17 protein-coding genes, 5 tRNA genes and 2 pseudogenes are annotated in these 17,061 nt (G+C 36.7%); 4 read left to right on the top strand and 20 right to left on the bottom strand.

Translation table 11 applies throughout. From position 1 onward, the window contains the following. Positions 1-92: 92 nt before the first annotated feature. Positions 93-157: transfer RNA gene (locus A3GQ_RS0100560), tRNA-Pro, on the bottom strand. A 703-nt stretch (positions 158-860) separates the two neighbouring features. On the opposite strand from A3GQ_RS0100560, the gene A3GQ_RS0100550 reads away from it, so the two are divergent. Beyond that, complete coding sequence (locus A3GQ_RS0100550; protein WP_028775400.1) at positions 861-1,595, top strand: hypothetical protein; 735 nt, start codon at positions 861-863, stop codon at positions 1,593-1,595. Between the two features lie 164 nt (positions 1,596-1,759). Here the strand turns inward: A3GQ_RS0100550 and A3GQ_RS0100545 are convergent, their stop codons facing one another. The 5 genes from A3GQ_RS0100545 to A3GQ_RS0100520 form a co-directional block, all read right to left on the bottom strand. Then, entirely contained in the window at positions 1,760-2,164 is a 405-nt protein-coding gene (locus A3GQ_RS0100545; RefSeq protein WP_028775399.1) for a site-specific integrase, read from the bottom strand. Between the two features lie 361 nt (positions 2,165-2,525). Then, positions 2,526-3,191, bottom strand: coding sequence for a phosphatase PAP2 family protein (locus A3GQ_RS0100535; RefSeq protein WP_051271051.1), 666 nt, complete (start codon positions 3,189-3,191; stop codon positions 2,526-2,528). Between the two features lie 31 nt (positions 3,192-3,222). After that, entirely contained in the window at positions 3,223-4,113 is an 891-nt protein-coding gene (locus tag A3GQ_RS0100530; RefSeq protein ID WP_028775397.1) for a hypothetical protein, read from the bottom strand. Beyond that, positions 4,110-4,622 carry an anti-sigma factor family protein gene (locus A3GQ_RS0100525; protein ID WP_028775396.1) on the bottom strand — a complete coding sequence of 171 codons (513 nt, stop codon included), beginning with the start codon at positions 4,620-4,622 and terminating at the stop codon, positions 4,110-4,112. Before A3GQ_RS0100525 ends, A3GQ_RS0100530 begins: the two co-directional genes overlap by 4 nt. 6 nt (positions 4,623-4,628) lie before the next feature. After that, positions 4,629-5,171 (bottom strand): RNA polymerase sigma factor, encoded by a 543-nt coding sequence (locus tag A3GQ_RS0100520; RefSeq protein ID WP_028775395.1) that lies wholly within the window; start codon positions 5,169-5,171, stop codon positions 4,629-4,631. A 346-nt stretch (positions 5,172-5,517) separates the two neighbouring features. Here A3GQ_RS0100520 and uptA point away from each other — a divergent pair. The 3 genes and pseudogenes from uptA to A3GQ_RS26530 form a co-directional block, all read left to right on the top strand. Then, positions 5,518-6,101, top strand: a pseudogene (gene uptA, locus A3GQ_RS22895) (undecaprenyl phosphate transporter UptA). A gap of 218 nt (positions 6,102-6,319) precedes the next feature. Further along, on the top strand, positions 6,320-6,868 hold the full coding sequence (locus tag A3GQ_RS22890; RefSeq protein ID WP_051271050.1) for an undecaprenyl-diphosphatase: 549 nt from the start codon (positions 6,320-6,322) through the stop codon (positions 6,866-6,868). Positions 6,869-7,036: 168 nt separating this feature from the next. Then, positions 7,037-7,189, top strand: a pseudogene (locus A3GQ_RS26530) (hypothetical protein); the annotation flags it as partial. A gap of 263 nt (positions 7,190-7,452) precedes the next feature. Here the strand turns inward: A3GQ_RS26530 and A3GQ_RS0100505 are convergent. The 14 genes from A3GQ_RS0100505 to A3GQ_RS26525 all read right to left on the bottom strand — a co-directional run bounded on the left by A3GQ_RS0100505 (position 7,453) and on the right by A3GQ_RS26525 (position 16,942). Further along, positions 7,453-8,223, bottom strand: coding sequence for an ABC transporter ATP-binding protein (locus tag A3GQ_RS0100505; protein WP_028775394.1), 771 nt, complete (start codon positions 8,221-8,223; stop codon positions 7,453-7,455). After that, positions 8,220-9,416 carry a staphylopine family metallophore export MFS transporter CntE gene (cntE, locus tag A3GQ_RS22885; RefSeq protein ID WP_051271047.1) on the bottom strand — a complete coding sequence of 399 codons (1,197 nt, stop codon included), beginning with the start codon at positions 9,414-9,416 and terminating at the stop codon, positions 8,220-8,222. Before cntE ends, A3GQ_RS0100505 begins: the two co-directional genes overlap by 4 nt. Before the next feature lie 13 nt (positions 9,417-9,429). Continuing rightward, on the bottom strand, positions 9,430-10,239 hold the full coding sequence (locus A3GQ_RS0100495; RefSeq protein WP_028775393.1) for an ABC transporter ATP-binding protein: 810 nt from the start codon (positions 10,237-10,239) through the stop codon (positions 9,430-9,432). After that, the gene (locus A3GQ_RS22880) at positions 10,236-11,102 is read right to left on the bottom strand and encodes an ABC transporter permease subunit (RefSeq protein ID WP_425423355.1); all 867 of its coding nucleotides are present in this window, start codon (positions 11,100-11,102) and stop codon (positions 10,236-10,238) included. Before A3GQ_RS22880 ends, A3GQ_RS0100495 begins: the two co-directional genes overlap by 4 nt. Positions 11,103-11,108: 6 nt before the next feature. Next, positions 11,109-12,065 (bottom strand): nickel ABC transporter permease, encoded by a 957-nt coding sequence (gene nikB, locus A3GQ_RS0100485; protein WP_037463519.1) that lies wholly within the window; start codon positions 12,063-12,065, stop codon positions 11,109-11,111. A 19-nt stretch (positions 12,066-12,084) separates the two neighbouring features. Then, positions 12,085-13,695 carry a nickel ABC transporter substrate-binding protein gene (gene nikA, locus A3GQ_RS0100480; RefSeq protein WP_028775391.1) on the bottom strand — a complete coding sequence of 537 codons (1,611 nt, stop codon included), beginning with the start codon at positions 13,693-13,695 and terminating at the stop codon, positions 12,085-12,087. A 590-nt stretch (positions 13,696-14,285) separates the two neighbouring features. Then, positions 14,286-14,360, bottom strand: a tRNA-Val gene (locus tag A3GQ_RS0100475). 13 nt (positions 14,361-14,373) lie between these two features. Then, positions 14,374-14,449 (bottom strand) — tRNA-Ile (locus A3GQ_RS0100470). A 57-nt stretch (positions 14,450-14,506) separates the two neighbouring features. Next, positions 14,507-14,583, bottom strand: a tRNA-Asp gene (locus tag A3GQ_RS0100465). Positions 14,584-14,588: 5 nt separating this feature from the next. Further along, positions 14,589-14,665: transfer RNA gene (locus A3GQ_RS0100460), tRNA-Met, on the bottom strand. A gap of 55 nt (positions 14,666-14,720) precedes the next feature. Then, positions 14,721-14,900, bottom strand: a complete 180-nt coding sequence (locus A3GQ_RS0100455) for a hypothetical protein (protein ID WP_028775390.1) — start codon at positions 14,898-14,900, stop codon at positions 14,721-14,723. Between the two features lie 335 nt (positions 14,901-15,235). Further along, positions 15,236-15,772 (bottom strand): phosphatidylglycerophosphatase A family protein, encoded by a 537-nt coding sequence (locus A3GQ_RS0100450; RefSeq protein WP_028775389.1) that lies wholly within the window; start codon positions 15,770-15,772, stop codon positions 15,236-15,238. 94 nt (positions 15,773-15,866) lie between these two features. Beyond that, a complete protein-coding gene (locus A3GQ_RS0100445) occupies positions 15,867-16,703 on the bottom strand; it encodes a PHP domain-containing protein (RefSeq protein ID WP_245596707.1) in 837 nt (278 codons plus the stop codon). A 71-nt stretch (positions 16,704-16,774) separates the two neighbouring features. Next, positions 16,775-16,942, bottom strand: coding sequence for a hypothetical protein (locus A3GQ_RS26525; RefSeq protein WP_156877477.1), 168 nt, complete (start codon positions 16,940-16,942; stop codon positions 16,775-16,777). Between the last annotated feature and the right edge of the window lie 119 nt (positions 16,943-17,061).

The following is a 17,061-nucleotide window of genomic DNA, read 5'->3' as shown; positions in this document are numbered from 1 at the left end:
TCTTGGTGTCACTGCCAAAAATCAACAGTTACCTAAGGATTCACTTGAAAGATTACAATAAAGTAGTTGTTTTTATTCTCCATGAATGGTATTGGGTACCATCGGGGATTCGAACCCCGTTACATTACCAAGCCGAATGCTCTACCACTGAGCTAATCACCTTATTTGGTGATAGAGGATTTGAACCTCTGACCTTCCGGTTAAAAGGTGGTTCTACTTTTCAGGCATACCTTTTATCAATGAAAAAAGGCACCACTAGACCTTCGAGATCTAAGTATATGAAAAGAGAACTTTTCCAGTATACAATAAAAAACAACACATGAATAGAGAATTTTGACATTACTCATAGATTTCATGCCATTCTATGTTCTATAGTGGTCTAAATTATACTGCTAAAACTTGGTCAACTCATTTGTCAACAAAGACTGATCTAGTGGAATATGAACTATACTCAGTCGACGAACAAACTACTATATGCTAAAAAATCCTTGAAAGGATATAAGATCCATTCAAGGTTGCAATACGATTTATAAGTTTAAAGCAAGCAAAATCTTTTCGTATTCTTCTTCTTTAATATCCGTTATTTCTACCTAAAGAATCGTTCAACAGTTCCATTTCTTCTACTTTTGAAAATCTTGTTTTGTTCTCTGATACCTTCCAACAAAATTCAAATAAAAAGACTTGAAGCTGTTTAAGCTCCAAGTCTAGATTTTGCAACTCCTTCCTTTATAGAATGATCTAGCACACAGTTTCATGTACCTACCTCATTTTGTATTAACAGATATATACCAATTATCAGTCGTAAGATATATTATATTTTTGAAATGTTAATTTTTAAATTAATCATAGGAGAGGTAATTATGAGCATAGAGTTAAACCTTTTTCCATTTGTAATTCTTTTGATTATTCTCATGGTAAAAAAATACAAATCGGGAAAAAATAAGAAAATGATGGAAGTGGGGAAAAGCGTTTACCGATCAGGGTACAACTATTCCTGTGAAGACGGAGAATTTTGGTCAAAAGCAGCATTAGAAGATATAGCAAGATTCCGAATACCTGTACCTAGTTATCCTTGGGTGGATTGGAATAATTATGCCCAGTGGTTCCTGTTTAACTTTCTTCACAAAGATGTACCGATGGAGCTTGAAATCATAGAACATAATTTAACAATTATTGAAAGTTTAACAAATGATGAAGCTCAATCTTTATATGTTCATTTTCGCGGCGAATTTAAAAATATAAAAAAGCATATTTACCGATCAGCATACTTATATACCGATGAAAATGAATTAGCAAAAACAGGACCATATATACCATATTTCATTCGATCAAAGTATTATTATAATAACTCCGGTAAATATTGGTCGGAAGATGAATTAGAGGAAATAGCAGGCACTAGAATACGTGTACCGAATCGACGTATAGAAATTTTAGATGAAAATCCCCATTGGTTTCTGTTTCGTTATCTACATAGCGGTGTGCCAATGGAGCTTGAAATCATAGAACATAATTTAACAATTATCGAAAGTTTAACAAATGACGAAGCTAGAAAATTATATCCGAGTTCGCATAGTGTATTCTATCGAAGTTTCTAATAAGTCCCATTTACTTGCAGGATGCTAGAAAAAGTATTTAAATGTTCAAAAAATGAAAAAATTAACCAACTGCTTAATCTAATAATAGAACCCCGTCGAACTATGAAAACGTTGTCCACTGAAAAAAGTGTTGTTGTTGTCTTCCGCTCGTTGGGGTTTGAATGTTAAATTTGCTTGATGCCATCATAATATGGATAAATCAACTGCTTAGTGTATTTACAAACCAGCTGGTTTCCTATACCAAGACTTTCTAGTTCACGAGCATGAGCTTCTGACAATGGAATGCTTTGTTGCCTCCTCGCTTTGCTTTCATTGATCCTAATCAAACTTTCGTCAAAGTCAACGTCTGCCCATGTGAGACGTTCAAGTTCTCCAAGACGTAACCCAGTCCCAATCAAGAAGTTAATAAGAGCGTAATTTCTTCTTGCTGTGAGTGTATTCTCCCTCCGTTTGCTTCGTCTCAAGGAACTGAGAACAAGCTTTATATCGTCTGTTGAAACAAGTTTTGGTTTCTGATCTTCTCGTTGTCCCTTGATTCCATTGGTCAACATTTCTTCGGTTAAACTCACTTGGTGCTTTTCATAATGTTCTAATCTATCCTAAACTCTCATTGGTTAATGGAGAGGTCATTTTATTCATCTCCATTTATTTAATGTAACCTCTCCATAAATTCCTCTTGGTCTATTCTTTTACTTAGGTATTCAAGAATAATTGGAGAAAGAGTCAAATCATCTTCATCTCCTCCAATAATATCCATTATCTCATCATAAGGCATTCATTCTTGTAAGACAGTAATTTCATCCGTCCCTAAAAGCATCTCTAGATTGTCATTAAATGCTAAAATCCCTTTACACATATCCATGAATACACAAAATTACCGTTCTTCTTTTTCAATCATTATAACGTTGATATATTCAACTTTTCTTCTATTCATACAAAGCCCTTCCTCTGATCCAATACAAACTTCAATCCCATTAAGCAAATAGTCAACCACACTCCTCCAGCAGCATATCCTGCAAGGACATCGCTAGGGTAATGGACTCCCAAATAAATTCTACTTAAACCAATCGATATGATGATAATAACGGTAATCAAAACGACCACTACTTTTGCTTTTCTTGAATTTAAAAATAAAATCAATAACATGCATAACATCCCATAAAAAATAATGGAACCCATGGAATGACCACTTGGAAAACTATATCCGGATTCTTCAATTAACCGATGCAATGTTGGTCTCTGACGATGGAAAATCCATTTCAAGAATAAGTTAAATACCCCTCCACCTGTTATTCCAATGGTTAAAAATAAAGCTTCCCACCGTCTTTTCTTCCAAAGCATCCATGATACACAAATGAGCACCAACAAAAATAAGGCTAATGGCGATCCTAAAAAAGTAAAGATTTTCATAATAGCTGTAAACGGCGGTTTCACGAATGATCCAATCCAATCTATAATGGTTGTGTCAAAGTGATACAACTCAGATTCCACCAATTCATCAGCGAATTTGGCAAAAACAAATGTGAATAAGGATAAAAAACAGATAGAAATAAACATATATTTTTTGATAGGAGACAAAATACCGAATGGCTTCATAGATTTCATCCTTAACTTAAAATAGTACCAATTATTCCTTTGGTGTTTTGTTTTTCGGTTTGACAAGTAGGAACCTTTTCTCCCAAAGCCATATGGTCATAAATCCTAATGATAACCAATGAAATCCGACTAGCAGAATGCCTCCTATTAGCGGAAAATTAATAGCGGAGGCAAATATTGTAGAACCTATTGCAACAGTCAACCATTTTTCTCGACCTCTTGTTAGCAAGATCTGCTCTCCAATCATTACTGAAATAGCTGTTAGACTTAAGATACTAAAGAGAGCGATTATCATTGCCACAATAAATAGGAGAGGAATGCCAATTACACTGATAAAGAGAAGTGAAACAATACCTAACAATAACAAGCTAACTGCAATTCCAACCCACATAATTTGTTTGAAATCCAAACGGATTTTCGTAACGATAGAATCAATGTAGTGTTTTTTTGCAACTAAGGCTGTAATGATCGGTAATAGAAGAAGTAATAAGCTCACAGAGAGTCGAAAAAACCACCACCCAAAAAGAAAGCTGCTCGTAATTAGTAAATTATTTGCCAATTGGTTATCAAAAGAAAGATGAAAAACTTCATCTGTAACCTTAGCTCCGGGTTCTTGGGTGATCTTCCCACCAATTACTAGCACCAATTCTCCTACATGTGCTGTCTTCGTAATATGGAGATTACCACCTACTACGATGATTTCATGTACAGATCCGGATAAAGTGACATCACTGCCAAACTCAACAATGTGATCAACCTTTTGTTGAGAAGGTATAAATAAACCCTTGTTTGAGAAAATTGTTTTATCATGAGAAAACAGTGAAATATCACTAGGAATACTAGCATGCACTTCGCCTTTTCCGATCGCTACAAAACCTAACAAACAAAACAAAAAGAAAACGAAAACAATCCTTGGTTTCATTGTGTTATTTCCACCTTTTTCAAACGCAAAAGTTGATGCAATAACCAAAGTGACATTCCGATCAAAAGAAAACAAGTAACAGTTACAACCACACCTAAGTATGGAATGGCAGAAAAAATAGTAACTACCCCATGAGCTAAACGATAGAATATCTGAATAAAAGAAAAGAACGGACCGAAAGTAATCATCAAGGAAACATTCACAGCAAGCAATAAGAGAATACTGCTTATTGTGCCCCAACGTAAGGCCGCATAAGAAAGAACAGATATAGGATCTGGAGAGTCCGGTGTATCAAGTTGATTTATTCTCGTCATCAGTTGTTCGATTGCTTGTTCTGGCAAAGAAATGGTTTCAAAAGCATGAGTGAACGATGCACTCATTCGAGAAAAATCTTCATAGAGTTCAAGGCAATCCGTACAATCTTGCAAATGTTTCTCTACCACTACTCTTTCCTGTTCCTCTAATTCATTATCAATATAGGCAGAAAGCAAATGATCCACATGTTGCATCTATGATCACCCCTCTTTTTTTAATTCTTCTCGTAATGTTAAGCGCGCATGATGTATACGTGATTTAACAGTTCCTTCTGGAACACCCATTATTTCTGCAATATCTTGGTAGGAATACCCATGTACTTCTCTTAGTATGATAGCAGAACGATGCTCTGGAGATAAAGATTTCATGGCTTGATATAAATCGATTTGCATTTGTTTTTGTTCAATAGGAAGTTTGGAGTCTCCCATATTTTCGATTTTATTATCGAGCCATTCACTGACCACAACTTTCTCTCTATCTCGCTTTTTTATACGATCATTGCACAGATTATATACAATACGACTCAACCAAGAAGTAAAGGCATAGGAACTCTTCAAATTTTCCAAGGAGAAATATGCTTTGATAAATGCTTCTTGCAATACATCTTCTGCTTCGATGGTATCATTTAACATCGTCACTGCTTGATAATATACATGTCTTTTGTATCGCTCTACCAGAGATTCAAATGCACTTTTATCTCCTCGTTTTGCTTTGGTAATAAGATCGAAAAGCTCTTGGTCCACACCTTACCCTCTCCTGCCGACACTCCAATAAAAATAATCTTATATTCAAAAAGACTGACAAAAAGATGAAAAGTTCATCTTCTCTTTCCATTATTTATTTTTTTATCTTTTCTATACAGCAACGAGAACAGATTTCCTAGATTTCCATTCCCCTTATAAAAAAAAGAGCATTTCACTAACGAAAGTTAAATATCTAAAAATAAAAAAATTCTTTCATGAACTTTTTGTCCATTGTAGAAGTCTTTTTTGTTAATCTGTTCTTTTCTTATTCTTCGGGTAATGAAAGGAAGGGGTAACTTACTAGCGTTTAGAGTAAGGAGAAAAACACAAAAAGAGGTAATATGCCATGCAAACATTCTTTACAGAAATCCTACAATGGCTTACTGATCTAGGGTATACAGGCATTTCATTGGGACTTATGGTTGAAGTAATCCCAAGCGAAATTGTATTAGCTTATGGAGGATATATGATTTCACAAGATAAAATTTCTTTTTTAGGGGCTGTGATTGCTGGAACTTTTGGAGGGACAATCGCACAACTTTTTCTATACTGGATCGGTTTATATGGTGGAAAACCTTTCTTAAATAAATACGGAAAGTACCTTCTTATTAAAAAGAAACATATAGAAGTAGCAAAAATTGGTTTCAATGTTATGGAGTAGGAGTTATTTTCACAGCACGTTTTATTCCTGTAGTCCGACACGCCATCTCTATTCCTGCAGGAATGCCTATTCTTCGATTTACTATCTATACTATTTTAGCGATTACTCCTTGGTCTATTTTTTTTGTATACCTTGGGATGAAACTAGGTAGCAATTGGAACAACGTTAAAGAATTAGCCTCTCCATATATCAATGATGCTGCCATTGTGGTAATCGTACTGATTGTATCTTATTTCCTTCTCCATAGGTTCAAAAAGAGTAATAAATAGTACCATTGTTTTCAATTTATTCATTTAAGGGTTCCGTCGAAACGGGCCTTTTTTTTGATAAACAATCAATATTTCATGGACTCTTGATAAATATTTCCGGCCAAATCAAAATACAAAAAATGTTAATCAATCTAAATGAACTTTTTTCACATACAGCTAGTCCTTCTTTTATGTAAGAGATAACAAAGCTTTGAAACAACAAGAAGGAGGATCTTATATTGGATTATCAGCTTTTTCAATGGATCAATCATTTTGAAGGACAGTATTTTTGGTGGGATCATTTTTTTGAAAGTTTAACCTCGTATGGTCCTTATGTATATATTGCGATTCTCTTTATTCTAGCAATTCGTCCATCCAGCAGATTAGCTGCTGTAAATGGATTTTTAACAGCGATTTTTGCCATTGGAGTTAATTTCTCGATTGGTTTATTTACCTATCGCCCACGACCTTTTGTAGCACACCACGTGCATATGTTGTTACCACATGTTGCTGATTCCTCATTCCCGAGTGATCACACTACTGGATCAATGGCAATTGCTCTGGCTATATGTTTCTACAATCGAAAATTAGGAATTCCACTTATCCTAGTCGCTTTACTTATTGGCTTTTCACGTATCTATGTAGGTCATCATTACCCTACAGATGTATTAGGAGGTATTTTAATAGGAGCAGTAACAGCATTTTTAATCTATCAGTTAGGGATCGGACAAAAGATTCTAGAGAAAATCCCTTTTAGTCAAAAACAAATTCCTTCCGAATCTTTATAAAGTTAAAGAACTTTGAATGTTTGTCAGCTTACATTTATCAAAACAAATATTTAACATCCTATTTACCAAAGAGGAAAGTTATAATGGCAAATGCTTATACAAGTGAACTTTCATCATCGTCCAAAAATCAGCAAATGCTAAACAAGGTTCCAAAAGGGTGCATCTCTTGGCGACTACCTGTCCCAAGCACGAGATGAGGGGGGACTAGGGCTTGGAACGGTACTTACCAGTTCCATATTCCTTATTGCTATTCTATGTTTGATCGTTTATTTTGCAATATCAAAAAGAGATAAACTTCATACCATGAAAGACCAATATTAGACTTACTATATACCTTATATGATTAGTTTTTGTTTGGTAATGAATTAATTAGGATCATAACGAAAAGGCAGGACAAAAATAGTCTTAAAATCTATTATTCTATAAAATTAGTCAGTAGTAAGTTGTAACTGAGACGATATATACACATATTATATAAGGGTCCTCTTCATCTCATTAGAAACTTAAAGAGCCTAATTTTCTAGGCTCTTTTTTTCATCTAAACTCAAATCCGAAAAATGGAAAATCATCACAAAAGCCAGTTTTTATAATGAAGAACGGATGATTTTTTGAGAGGCAGGATGAGTGCATGCATACATATTACTCGTATCCAACGTTTCTACTATTTCCCCTTTATCCAAGATTGCTATTCGATCAGAAATAACTTCTACTGCTGCTATATCATGTGAGATAAAGAGATAAGAGAGTCCAATTTTCTCCTTTAATTCTTTTAGATGATCCAATATCTGTTTTTGTATAATCAAATCTAAACTACTAACAGGTTCGTCAAGTACAATCAATTTAGGCTCTAATGCAATTGCCCTAGCTATATTCACCCGTTGCAATTGTCCTCCACTCAATTGATTTGGAAGTTTATTCATATCATTTATCGTAAGACCAACCGTCTCCAACAAATTTGCAACCGTACGATTCTCATCGCTTACAGATAAACGTCTAAAGTTACGTAAAGGTTCTTCAATAATTTGTTTTACGGTCATACGTGGATTGACAGCAGAATAACAATCCTGAAAAACAACCTGTAAATCTCGGCGTAATTGCTTTCTCTTATGACGATTTACTCGATATAAATCTTCCCCTTGAAAAGAGATACTTCCTTGATCAGGTGGAAGTAGTCCAAGTGCTATTTTTCCTAATGTACTTTTTCCAGCTCCACTTTCTCCTAAAATACCCAAACACATTCCTGATTCCACCACAAATGATACATTCGTAATTGCAGAATGCTCCTTCTTTTTGGATTGAAACCAACTGGATGCAGTATACGTTTTAGATATTTGTTTTGCAATCAATAGACTCATTGTACGATCTCCTTTTTTCTATGACCGCGGTACATCAAAGTCATTATTAACGTACATGCACCAATCATGGTTGCTGCACCAAGCATAGCTGGGTAAGAAAACTGGTCAGCGATCCAGCCCATAATTAAAGCACCTGAGGAAGTACCTAAATCTGCAGCTGCGATAAACCAGCCAATGGAATATCCACGGATATTTGCTGGTATGACAAAAGTGATATAGGTCATCAGTGTCGGATAAAGTAAAGACAATGCTAGTCCGTTGAAAATAGCAGCTCCCAGAAGTAATGGTGTCGAAAGAGAGAAATAAAGAAGTGCAGGGGATAGCATAAAACAGCTGACCAAAATGACAAGCAACCATCTTGGAAAAACCTCAGAGGATGGAATATGTTTACGTCCAAAAAAACGAATGATAATAATTACTGCTGTTTCCGTTAGAAAATATAGTGGAGCTGAACCTATCCCTTGGCTTTCCAAATACAAAGGCAAGAAAGTAGGTGCGACACTGAACACAATAGAAGCCAATAACATAAGCAACGAAGGAACAAACAAGATTTGCAAAGCGCCTTTCTTTTCTTCATAAGGAAAATCATTTGTGTTTGTCTCTTCTTTTTCATGAATAGGATTTTTTATTTTTTGGAACAAATAAAATCCCACCAGAATATTGCAAATGCCCAGTCCCATAAATAAAAGAAACATTTGGGTCATCGAGACTTGATTTTTCATATATAACACAAGTGCAGGCACAAAGGTATAGGGTAACATGGATGTAAGGGATAGCAAAGAAATCCCTTGACCTCGTGTTTTGTCTGGTAACATATCGATGATGAGCAAATGAATCGTCATAGAGAAAAATGCCAAAACAGCACCTTGAAGGGCTCTCGTCACAGCAAAAACCCAATAATTTTCAATCATATAGAAAGTAAGTGCCACAGCATTCAATATAAGTGCCATCATAAATATTTTTTTTGGACCATACCGATCTACGATTGCACCTGCTACCGGACGAAGAAACATAGAGACAAACATATAAGCCCCCATAATAATACCTATTTCAGATCGTCTAGCACCTAGGTCTTGTGAGAAAAAAGGTAATGCAATAATTAACATGTGATTGGTTGCATAAAAGAGAAAGGAGACCGTATACAGCCAAACGGCTTGGTTGGAAAATGGTTTTTCTTTTGATGATAGATTCAATTCCGCTCGACTCCTATTCATTCCTAGTTCCAGTTGTTAGTCTAGCATCCAACAATAGTTTGGTATACTCATGTTTTGGATTGGAAAAAAGTTGAGCTACAGAACCCGTTTCAACGAATTGACCTTTTTTCATCACCGCAACTTCATCAGCCAGTTCATGAATGACATTTAAATCATGAGAAACGAGTAAAATTGCCGTTTTTTCTTGCTTTTTTATGATTTGTAAAGCTTCCACAACATGATGTCGGTTTACGCTATCAAGTGCTGTGGTCGGTTCATCTGCAAGTAGCAGCATTGGTTTCATACAAATGGATAAAGCTATCATGACACGTTGCAACATTCCTCCACTCAATTCAAAGGGATACTGCTTGAGTAATTCTTTTGGGTTAGGTAGATTCATTTCATCTAAACTTTTCACTGCTTGGTCGTGTGCTTGTTTACGAGATAACTTAGAGTGAGCATAAATCGTTTCTAAAAATTGTTTCTCAATGGTTAAAGCTGGATTAAATGCATTCATTGGATTTTGCAGAATCAAAGAAATTTCCTTTCCTCGTATTTTTTGTAACTGCGCTTCTGTCCTATTTGTTAATTCCAATTCTTTTAGCCGAATACTCCCCTGTGTAACGTACTGAACACGATCTAGCAGTTGCAAAATGGCTAGGCAGGTTATCGATTTTCCACACCCACTTTCACCTACAATACCCAGTACTTTCCCGCTTTCTATTTGAAACGATAAGTCTTGTACTACTTGTAATTTTCCTTGATTCGAATGTACTTGTACATCCAAACCTTTCACATCTAATACGATTTCTTTTTGATTCATTGTGTCCCTCCCAATCCTTCCACTGGTTCTTTCTTTGATTTTCGGATGGATTTTGTTGTTCCTTTCTTTCCTCCTAACGTCTCACCCAATAGATTAAAAAGGGCTACCACACAAAAGATCATGATGCCGGGAGCCAATAACAATCTTGGATGACTAAGTAAGAATGATTTTCCTTCATTGATCATAGCGCCCCATTCTGGAGTTGGAGATTGTACACCTAGACCAATAAAAGACAAGGCAGAAATGTCCATAATCACCCATCCAATTTCTAACGTGACAACAATAACAAGAGGGGAGAGAAGGTTAGGAATGATGTGACGGATCATGATAAGAAAAGGGGACGATCCACAAACTTTAGCTGCTAGAATATAATTTTGTTGTCTAAGATTGGTAACGAGACCACGTATAAAACGGGTGTAGTACACCGATTGAATGGTAATTAACACAAAAACCATTTGCTGCCATCCAACACCCCAAATGGATATCAAACAAATTGCTAGAATAAAAGAGGGGAAGGATAGGATCGTATCGCATACTCGCATAAGAATATTATCTATCAATCCACCTACGTAACCAGCAATGCTGCCTATAATTAGTGCAATTGCAACACAAGAGGCCACGATCAACAGGGTTAGACTTAATGTGACTCTTGTTCCATATAACAATCGAGAAAGGACACAACGTCCTAACTGATCAGTACCTAGTGGAAATTCCAAAGAAGGGCTGTTTAATTTGTGTGATAAATCTACTAGATTTGGATCATGTGGAGCAAGAAAAGGAGCAAAGATTCCTGCTAGTGTAATCAATGCCAATAGAGTAGTGAGAACACTGATGACAAGTTGCTTACCAAGAAGTCGACTCATAAGCATTTATTCAACCTGCTTTCTCGTTCCTTGCTGAGTCAAACGCGGATCTAAATAAGCTTGAACCACATCAGCAATTAAATTTCCTAAAACAAAAACGATAGCCATGATCAAAACAAAGCTTTGAATAACGGGATAATCTCGGTGGTATACCGCTTCTAAAAAATAGCCACCTATACCCGGCATAGCAAAAATTTGTTCAACAATTACAGTACCAGCAAATAGTTTACCTAAGTTCATCCCGGCTGCTGTCACAACAGGTCGTATGGCATGACGAAGTACATGACGCCCCATTAGAGCTACTGTACCAAGCCCTCTGGCTTTGGCATATAAAACAAAAGGTTCTTCCAGACTTTCCAGTAAACCATTCCGTAATAACCGAGAATAAGTAGCAATTAATCCGAGCGCAAGCGTGATCGAAGGCAATACAAAATGCTGCCAAGTTTCGGTTCCTTGAAGGGGAAACAAATCAAACTTCACTGATACAAAATAAATGAGCAAATAGGCAAGCAAAAATTGTGGAAGAGAAGCACCCAGAAAAGCCAGTAATCGACAACAATGATCAATGAATTTATTTTTATGAAGTGCGGATGCAATACCAAGCGGGATGCTGACTAGAATGGCAATGATCAAGCTTAATACAGCTAGTGTTGCAGTTACAGGTAATCGTACAACTAACTCTTGAGAAACAGGAATTTTACTAATAAAGGAAATCCCAAAATTCAAATGACACAATTGCCATAACCAATGCACATATTGTAACCAAAAAGGTTGATCTAGACCTAATTGGTGACGTACTAGGTTTATCGTTTCTTCTGTTGGAATAATGTTAGAGACAGACAAATATGCTCTTGCAGGGTCTACTGGTGTCAGACGCAAAAGTAGAAAAGCAACAAAGGTGGTCCCCAAAATAACGGGGACCATCATGGCAAGTCTTTTCCATACATAAACAAATAGTTTCATCTCATAAACACCTTGCTTTTTATTTTTGAACATCGATTATGGCAAACGGAGTCTCGTCACGATGAGCAGGGAATCCCCAACCTTTTACATAATCCGGATACACTGCAATATTGGTCAAATAAGAGATTGGTAAATAGGATGCTTGATTATGCAAGGTTGTAAAAATAGAGGTATATAGTTTCTGCCTATCAGTTTCATTATCCGTTAGTAGTACATCTTTCATTTGTTGATGAAGTTCGTTTTTCATTGGTATGCCTTGTTGCGACTCAAAAATACCGTATCCAGGAGCGAAATTGGTTGAAATGAAGGAATGTGGATCATAAGGTGCTCCATACGAATTCCAAAATAGCAGATCGAAATCAGCAGTTTCCATTCGCTTATTGCGGATTTCTCTTTCCAAACCTGTTGTTTTGAGCGAAACACCAATTTGTTTTAAATCAGATTGAATAGCGGCAGACATTGGTTTTTCAATTTGATCTGATCCCATATAAACCAGTTCAATTTCAAGCGGTTTTCCGTTTTTTTCGCGAATCGTTTTTCCTGCAGGGAGTTTCCATCCTGCTTTATCTAATAATGCTTTTGCTTTTTCTAGGTTGTAATCGTATGGTTTGAGATTAACATTTGCATAAGGAAAGTTCTTGGAAATAATAGAATCAGCTTGTTTTTCAATGCCATTGGTTACACCATCAACCAATGCTTTTTTATTTACTGCATGTTGAAGGGCGATACGAACATCCAGATCGGCAAATGGTCCTTTGGAAGTATTTACGATCAATGCTCGACTAGCTAGTGGATCAGATACAGCGGTTTTAAATTTGCCAGAGTCTTTCAGTGCGACAAAAGAATCTAAACTGATGACACCCTCCCCAAATATTAAGTCGATATCACCTTTCTGAAGAGCCAGTACCCTTGCTTCTCCATCTGGGATTACTTTAACAATTAGCTTTTTGATCTTTGGCTTGGTTCCCCAATAATTTTCATTACGCGTAAAAACAGCCTTTTCATTCTTTTTATATTCCGATAACACCCAAGGACCAGTAGTAATCGGCTTTTTTATTCCTTTCGCTGTGTTTCCGTCATCTGAGAATCCAGCACTACCGAGGAAACGCAATGGTCGTACAACCGCAAACTCTTGAAGTGCTGGATAATAACGATTTTTCAATGTTACCTTGAATGTATGCGCATCTACTACTTCTGTTTTATTAATTTCGCTGATAAGACCTAGCCAACTGTGTAAATCTCGATTGGCAAGAATGGTTTGAAAGTTTTTCTGTACAACACTAGCATCAAAGTTTGATCCATCCGTAAACTTCACATTTTTTCGTAGATGGAAGGTATAAACTTTACCATCCTCTGAAACATTCCACGATTCTGCTAACTTAGGAATTAATTTCCCATTTGGACCATAATCGATAAGTGGCTCATAATAAGTTCCTTGGGCAAAAAATTCATTCGGTGTATATTGATGTGGGTTCAAAGGCCCAATGTCTTTTGGCCATGATACCGTTAATATCTTATCCTCTTTGGTCTTATTAGAAAGATTGGATGTACAGCCAGAAAGAATAATGGTTAGTAAAAGTACAAATAGCAAAGGAATACGAAGTACTTTCAAAGTGCGAAACAAAATCATTCAGCTCCTCAGATTAATTAAAAAATAATAGTATTTTATTTAGAAAACGAAATTCTTGTAGAAATTTAAACATTAACTCTTATTTTCAAATCGCTTATGTATATAAGTCCACAGCTCCTTTTTTTAAATGATAATGATTATCATTCCTATAGTAAAGATTACTATATACTAAAACAAAGAACAACACTTTTATTTATTATAAGAATTCAGTCATCTCTAGTAATAGTGCTTCCATGTTGAGTAATAGTACTATAGACTATCGAAGCTGATATCGGAATGCGTTAAGTTGCAGTAGTTGGTTTTGGATACCTCCTGATTTTTTAGTCTTCCATATAAAAGAGGAGATCCCGTATTACAGGATCTCCTCTTTATGCTAAATCTATTTCAAGCGTTAAATAAATTAAATTTCAAGTAAAAGTAGCACCTGTATTTCGGAATGTTATTCTATCATATATTTTATGTAAAATCAGAAAGAGCCATCCTATTCAAAAGCACAAAAAAGGTTAGAAATTCGTTAGAAGTCTGCTCGTTTTCCCCTTCTAACAGGTATACATAAAACAAAAAAACTCCCTATCTCCAAGGAGTTCGTTTGGTGGGCAGTAGAGGAATCGAACCTCCGACCTCTTCCGTGTCAAGGAAGCGCTCTCCCCCTGAGCTAACCGCCCTTATGCAACTGTATGGTGGGCCCAACAGGACTCGAACCTGTGACCGATCGGTTATGAGCCGACTGCTCTACCAACTGAGCTATAGGCCCAGAATATTTGCGAAAATCATAATAAACATAACAATCACCAAATTTTATTAAAACAAATGGCGGGGCTGACGGGATTCGAACCCGCGGTCTCCTGCGTGACAGGCAGGCATGTTAGGCCTCTACACCACAGCCCCATATTTGGTTGCGGGAGCAGGATTTGAACCTGCGACCTTTGGGTTATGAGCCCAACGAGCTACCGAGCTGCTCCATCCCGCGTCAGTGGCGACATTTGTTATTATACTATGAGGTTCAATAACATGCAAGCATAATCTTATAAATTTTTTCTCCAAATATATTTCACACCAAATCTACCCTTGCGTGAACGAAAAACTTCAACTCGATCTGGACTGTCATATCCATATAACCACCAATCTTCTTCCATACGTGCTGCCAAACATCTCGCTTGAAATCTTGTCTCGTACAGTTTAAGCCAATATACCCAATTTGTCATCATTTGTTTGGATCACCTCTTACTTCTAGTGTACCTCTTTCCTATCCGTTTCATGCTTATGGCTGTTTTATACCAAAAACACATAAAAACCTATGTATGATTAGAAAACATATCCATCAAAAACATTCCAACTTAGTTGGCTTTGCATTTATTTGTTGATAAAAATGGATGCACATCTACACTCTTGCACATACCAAATTTTATTAAATCCATACATTACTATTACAAGCAGATGCTTGTTAGCTGTTCCCTCCTCCATTAACCGAGTACAGACACTCGGTTTTTCTCCATGAAAAAAGGTTCTACTCTAAAAGCAGAACCCCTTAGCCTATTGCCTATAAATAAGCATTGATGTCTTCGTCATCCTCTTCGCCTTCTTCTTCATCTCGCAGTCGATGTGCAATTCGACCAGAAGCTGCTGCTGCAATACTAGCCACTAAATCATCAATAAATGTATTGACTGGGCCGTTCTTAGTAGTGTCTAATTGCTTAATAATCCCAATTTTATGTTTATCCAAATGACCAAAAGTGGTAACCGCGATACTTCCATAACCAAACACAGAACCAAGCGCTAACGTTTCATCGCAACCAAAGAGACCTTCATCCGAACGCACAAGTGATAACAGTGGTTCAGAAAGCATATCCTTTTCAGCCAGAATATCTAATTCAATTCCCACAAGGATGGCATGCTGGATTTCTCGTTTTTTCAGAACTGCGAGTACACTTTCTACACAAGCTTCCAATTTAAGGTTTGGAGCATAAGGTTTCTGCATCTGGTATACGATGTCTGCAATAGCAGCTATTGTAACACCACGATCTTTCAGTTTCTGCATTACCGCCATTTTTATTTCTTTGTTTAGTACTTTTCTCATTTCGATACTCCCCCTGTTCCAAAATCATAAACGAAATAGGTTAGAAAGGAAACCCAAATAATTTAAATAATGCTACATGGAGGGGGCTGTATTTTTATTTATTAGCTGCTGCTCGCAATCGTTCTACTGTACTATATGGTGTAGTGCATGTTCCTAGGATAGCATGATGCATTTGCCCATTGCGAACACCATGGTAATCCGAACCTGCTGTTGGAATGAGGTTTAGTTCCTCTGCTAAAGCCTCGTATCTCACTTTATCTTCTTCTGTATGATCAGGATGATGAACCTCAAGTCCCGTCAAACCTATTTCAGCAATAACGGGAATGAGGTCGTCCCGATGATAAAGTCCAGGATGAGCTATGACTGCAACTCCACCTGCTTCTTTAATCGCAAGAATCGCTTCATTTGGTGTTGTATTATTTAATCGTACAAAAGCAACACCATCTACTCCGAGGTATTTATCAAATGCTTCATTTAAATCACTGACTAAACCTCGCTCTACCAATATCTGCCCAATGTGTACTCTTCCAACATTTTTCTGGTCCGAAGTACCTTCCTGTTTGGACTCGACTTCTTGCATCGTGATATCAATACCCATTTGATTTAGTTTTTCCAAAACAAGTCGATTCCGTTCTTTACGAGTATTCCGTTGCCTATCTAACAATTGTCGGAATGTAGGCTGATTGGAGTCAACAAAATATGCCAATATATCTATCGCTTGCCCATCAAGGACTGTACTCATCTCTACTGCTGGAATAACTTCTACTCCTAGTTTTTCTCCTACTTCATGTGCTTCTAAGTATCCTTCAGTAGTATCATGATCTGTTACTGCCACAGCTACTAGACCCAATTCAGCTGCTAATTCTACCACTGCCCCGGGAGACATCGTCCCATCTGACATGGTTGTATGAGAATGTAAATCTGCTCTCATCATCCTATCACCTCTACAACTATCATACCAAAAAAGGCACCCATTTTTGGGTGCCTACACTCAACTTCCTTCTACTTCACTGCACGAATTAATCGTTTCAAACGGGAAGCAAATTTTTTGGGGTCTTCTTGAATATCACGTGTATCTGCTGATACTCCTAGTTCATTTGCTGCTTCGACCATTAATTGTTCCACATTATCTTTGTTCTTGGCATGTTCTACACGATTCTTACTATCCATGAAAAACATCCCCCTTTGCTGAGTGTACGCTTAGTATGTGTAAAACTGTGAAAAAATAAACATAAACTCTGCTTAAGCAAATTGGATAACTGGAACACTCTATCCACCTACCTTGCAAA

This window comes from Shimazuella kribbensis DSM 45090, from assembly GCF_000428065.1.
GTDB lineage: Bacteria > Bacillota > Bacilli > Thermoactinomycetales > Thermoactinomycetaceae > Shimazuella > Shimazuella kribbensis.
Note: the sequence above shows the minus strand (reverse complement) of the source record. Positions and strands in the feature narration are given on the sequence as shown.

Excerpts from the sequence above, each read along its gene's own strand:
- A3GQ_RS0100550 (WP_028775400.1), top strand. The coding sequence starts at position 861 with ATGAGCATAGAGTTAAACCTTTTTCCATTTGTAATTCTTTTGATTATT.
- A3GQ_RS0100535 (WP_051271051.1), bottom strand. The coding sequence starts at position 3,191 with ATGAAGCCATTCGGTATTTTGTCTCCTATCAAAAAATATATGTTTATT.
- A3GQ_RS0100530 (WP_028775397.1), bottom strand. The coding sequence starts at position 4,113 with ATGAAACCAAGGATTGTTTTCGTTTTCTTTTTGTTTTGTTTGTTAGGT.
- A3GQ_RS0100525 (WP_028775396.1), bottom strand. The coding sequence starts at position 4,622 with ATGCAACATGTGGATCATTTGCTTTCTGCCTATATTGATAATGAATTA.
- A3GQ_RS0100505 (WP_028775394.1), bottom strand. The coding sequence starts at position 8,223 with ATGAGTCTATTGATTGCAAAACAAATATCTAAAACGTATACTGCATCC.
- A3GQ_RS0100495 (WP_028775393.1), bottom strand. The coding sequence starts at position 10,239 with ATGAATCAAAAAGAAATCGTATTAGATGTGAAAGGTTTGGATGTACAA.
- A3GQ_RS22880 (WP_425423355.1), bottom strand. The coding sequence starts at position 11,102 with ATGAGTCGACTTCTTGGTAAGCAACTTGTCATCAGTGTTCTCACTACT.
- nikB (WP_037463519.1), bottom strand. The coding sequence starts at position 12,065 with ATGAAACTATTTGTTTATGTATGGAAAAGACTTGCCATGATGGTCCCC.
- nikA (WP_028775391.1), bottom strand. The coding sequence starts at position 13,695 with ATGATTTTGTTTCGCACTTTGAAAGTACTTCGTATTCCTTTGCTATTT.
- A3GQ_RS0100455 (WP_028775390.1), bottom strand. The coding sequence starts at position 14,900 with ATGACAAATTGGGTATATTGGCTTAAACTGTACGAGACAAGATTTCAA.
- A3GQ_RS0100450 (WP_028775389.1), bottom strand. The coding sequence starts at position 15,772 with ATGAGAAAAGTACTAAACAAAGAAATAAAAATGGCGGTAATGCAGAAA.
- A3GQ_RS0100445 (WP_245596707.1), bottom strand. The coding sequence starts at position 16,703 with ATGAGAGCAGATTTACATTCTCATACAACCATGTCAGATGGGACGATG.
- A3GQ_RS26525 (WP_156877477.1), bottom strand. The coding sequence starts at position 16,942 with ATGGATAGTAAGAATCGTGTAGAACATGCCAAGAACAAAGATAATGTG.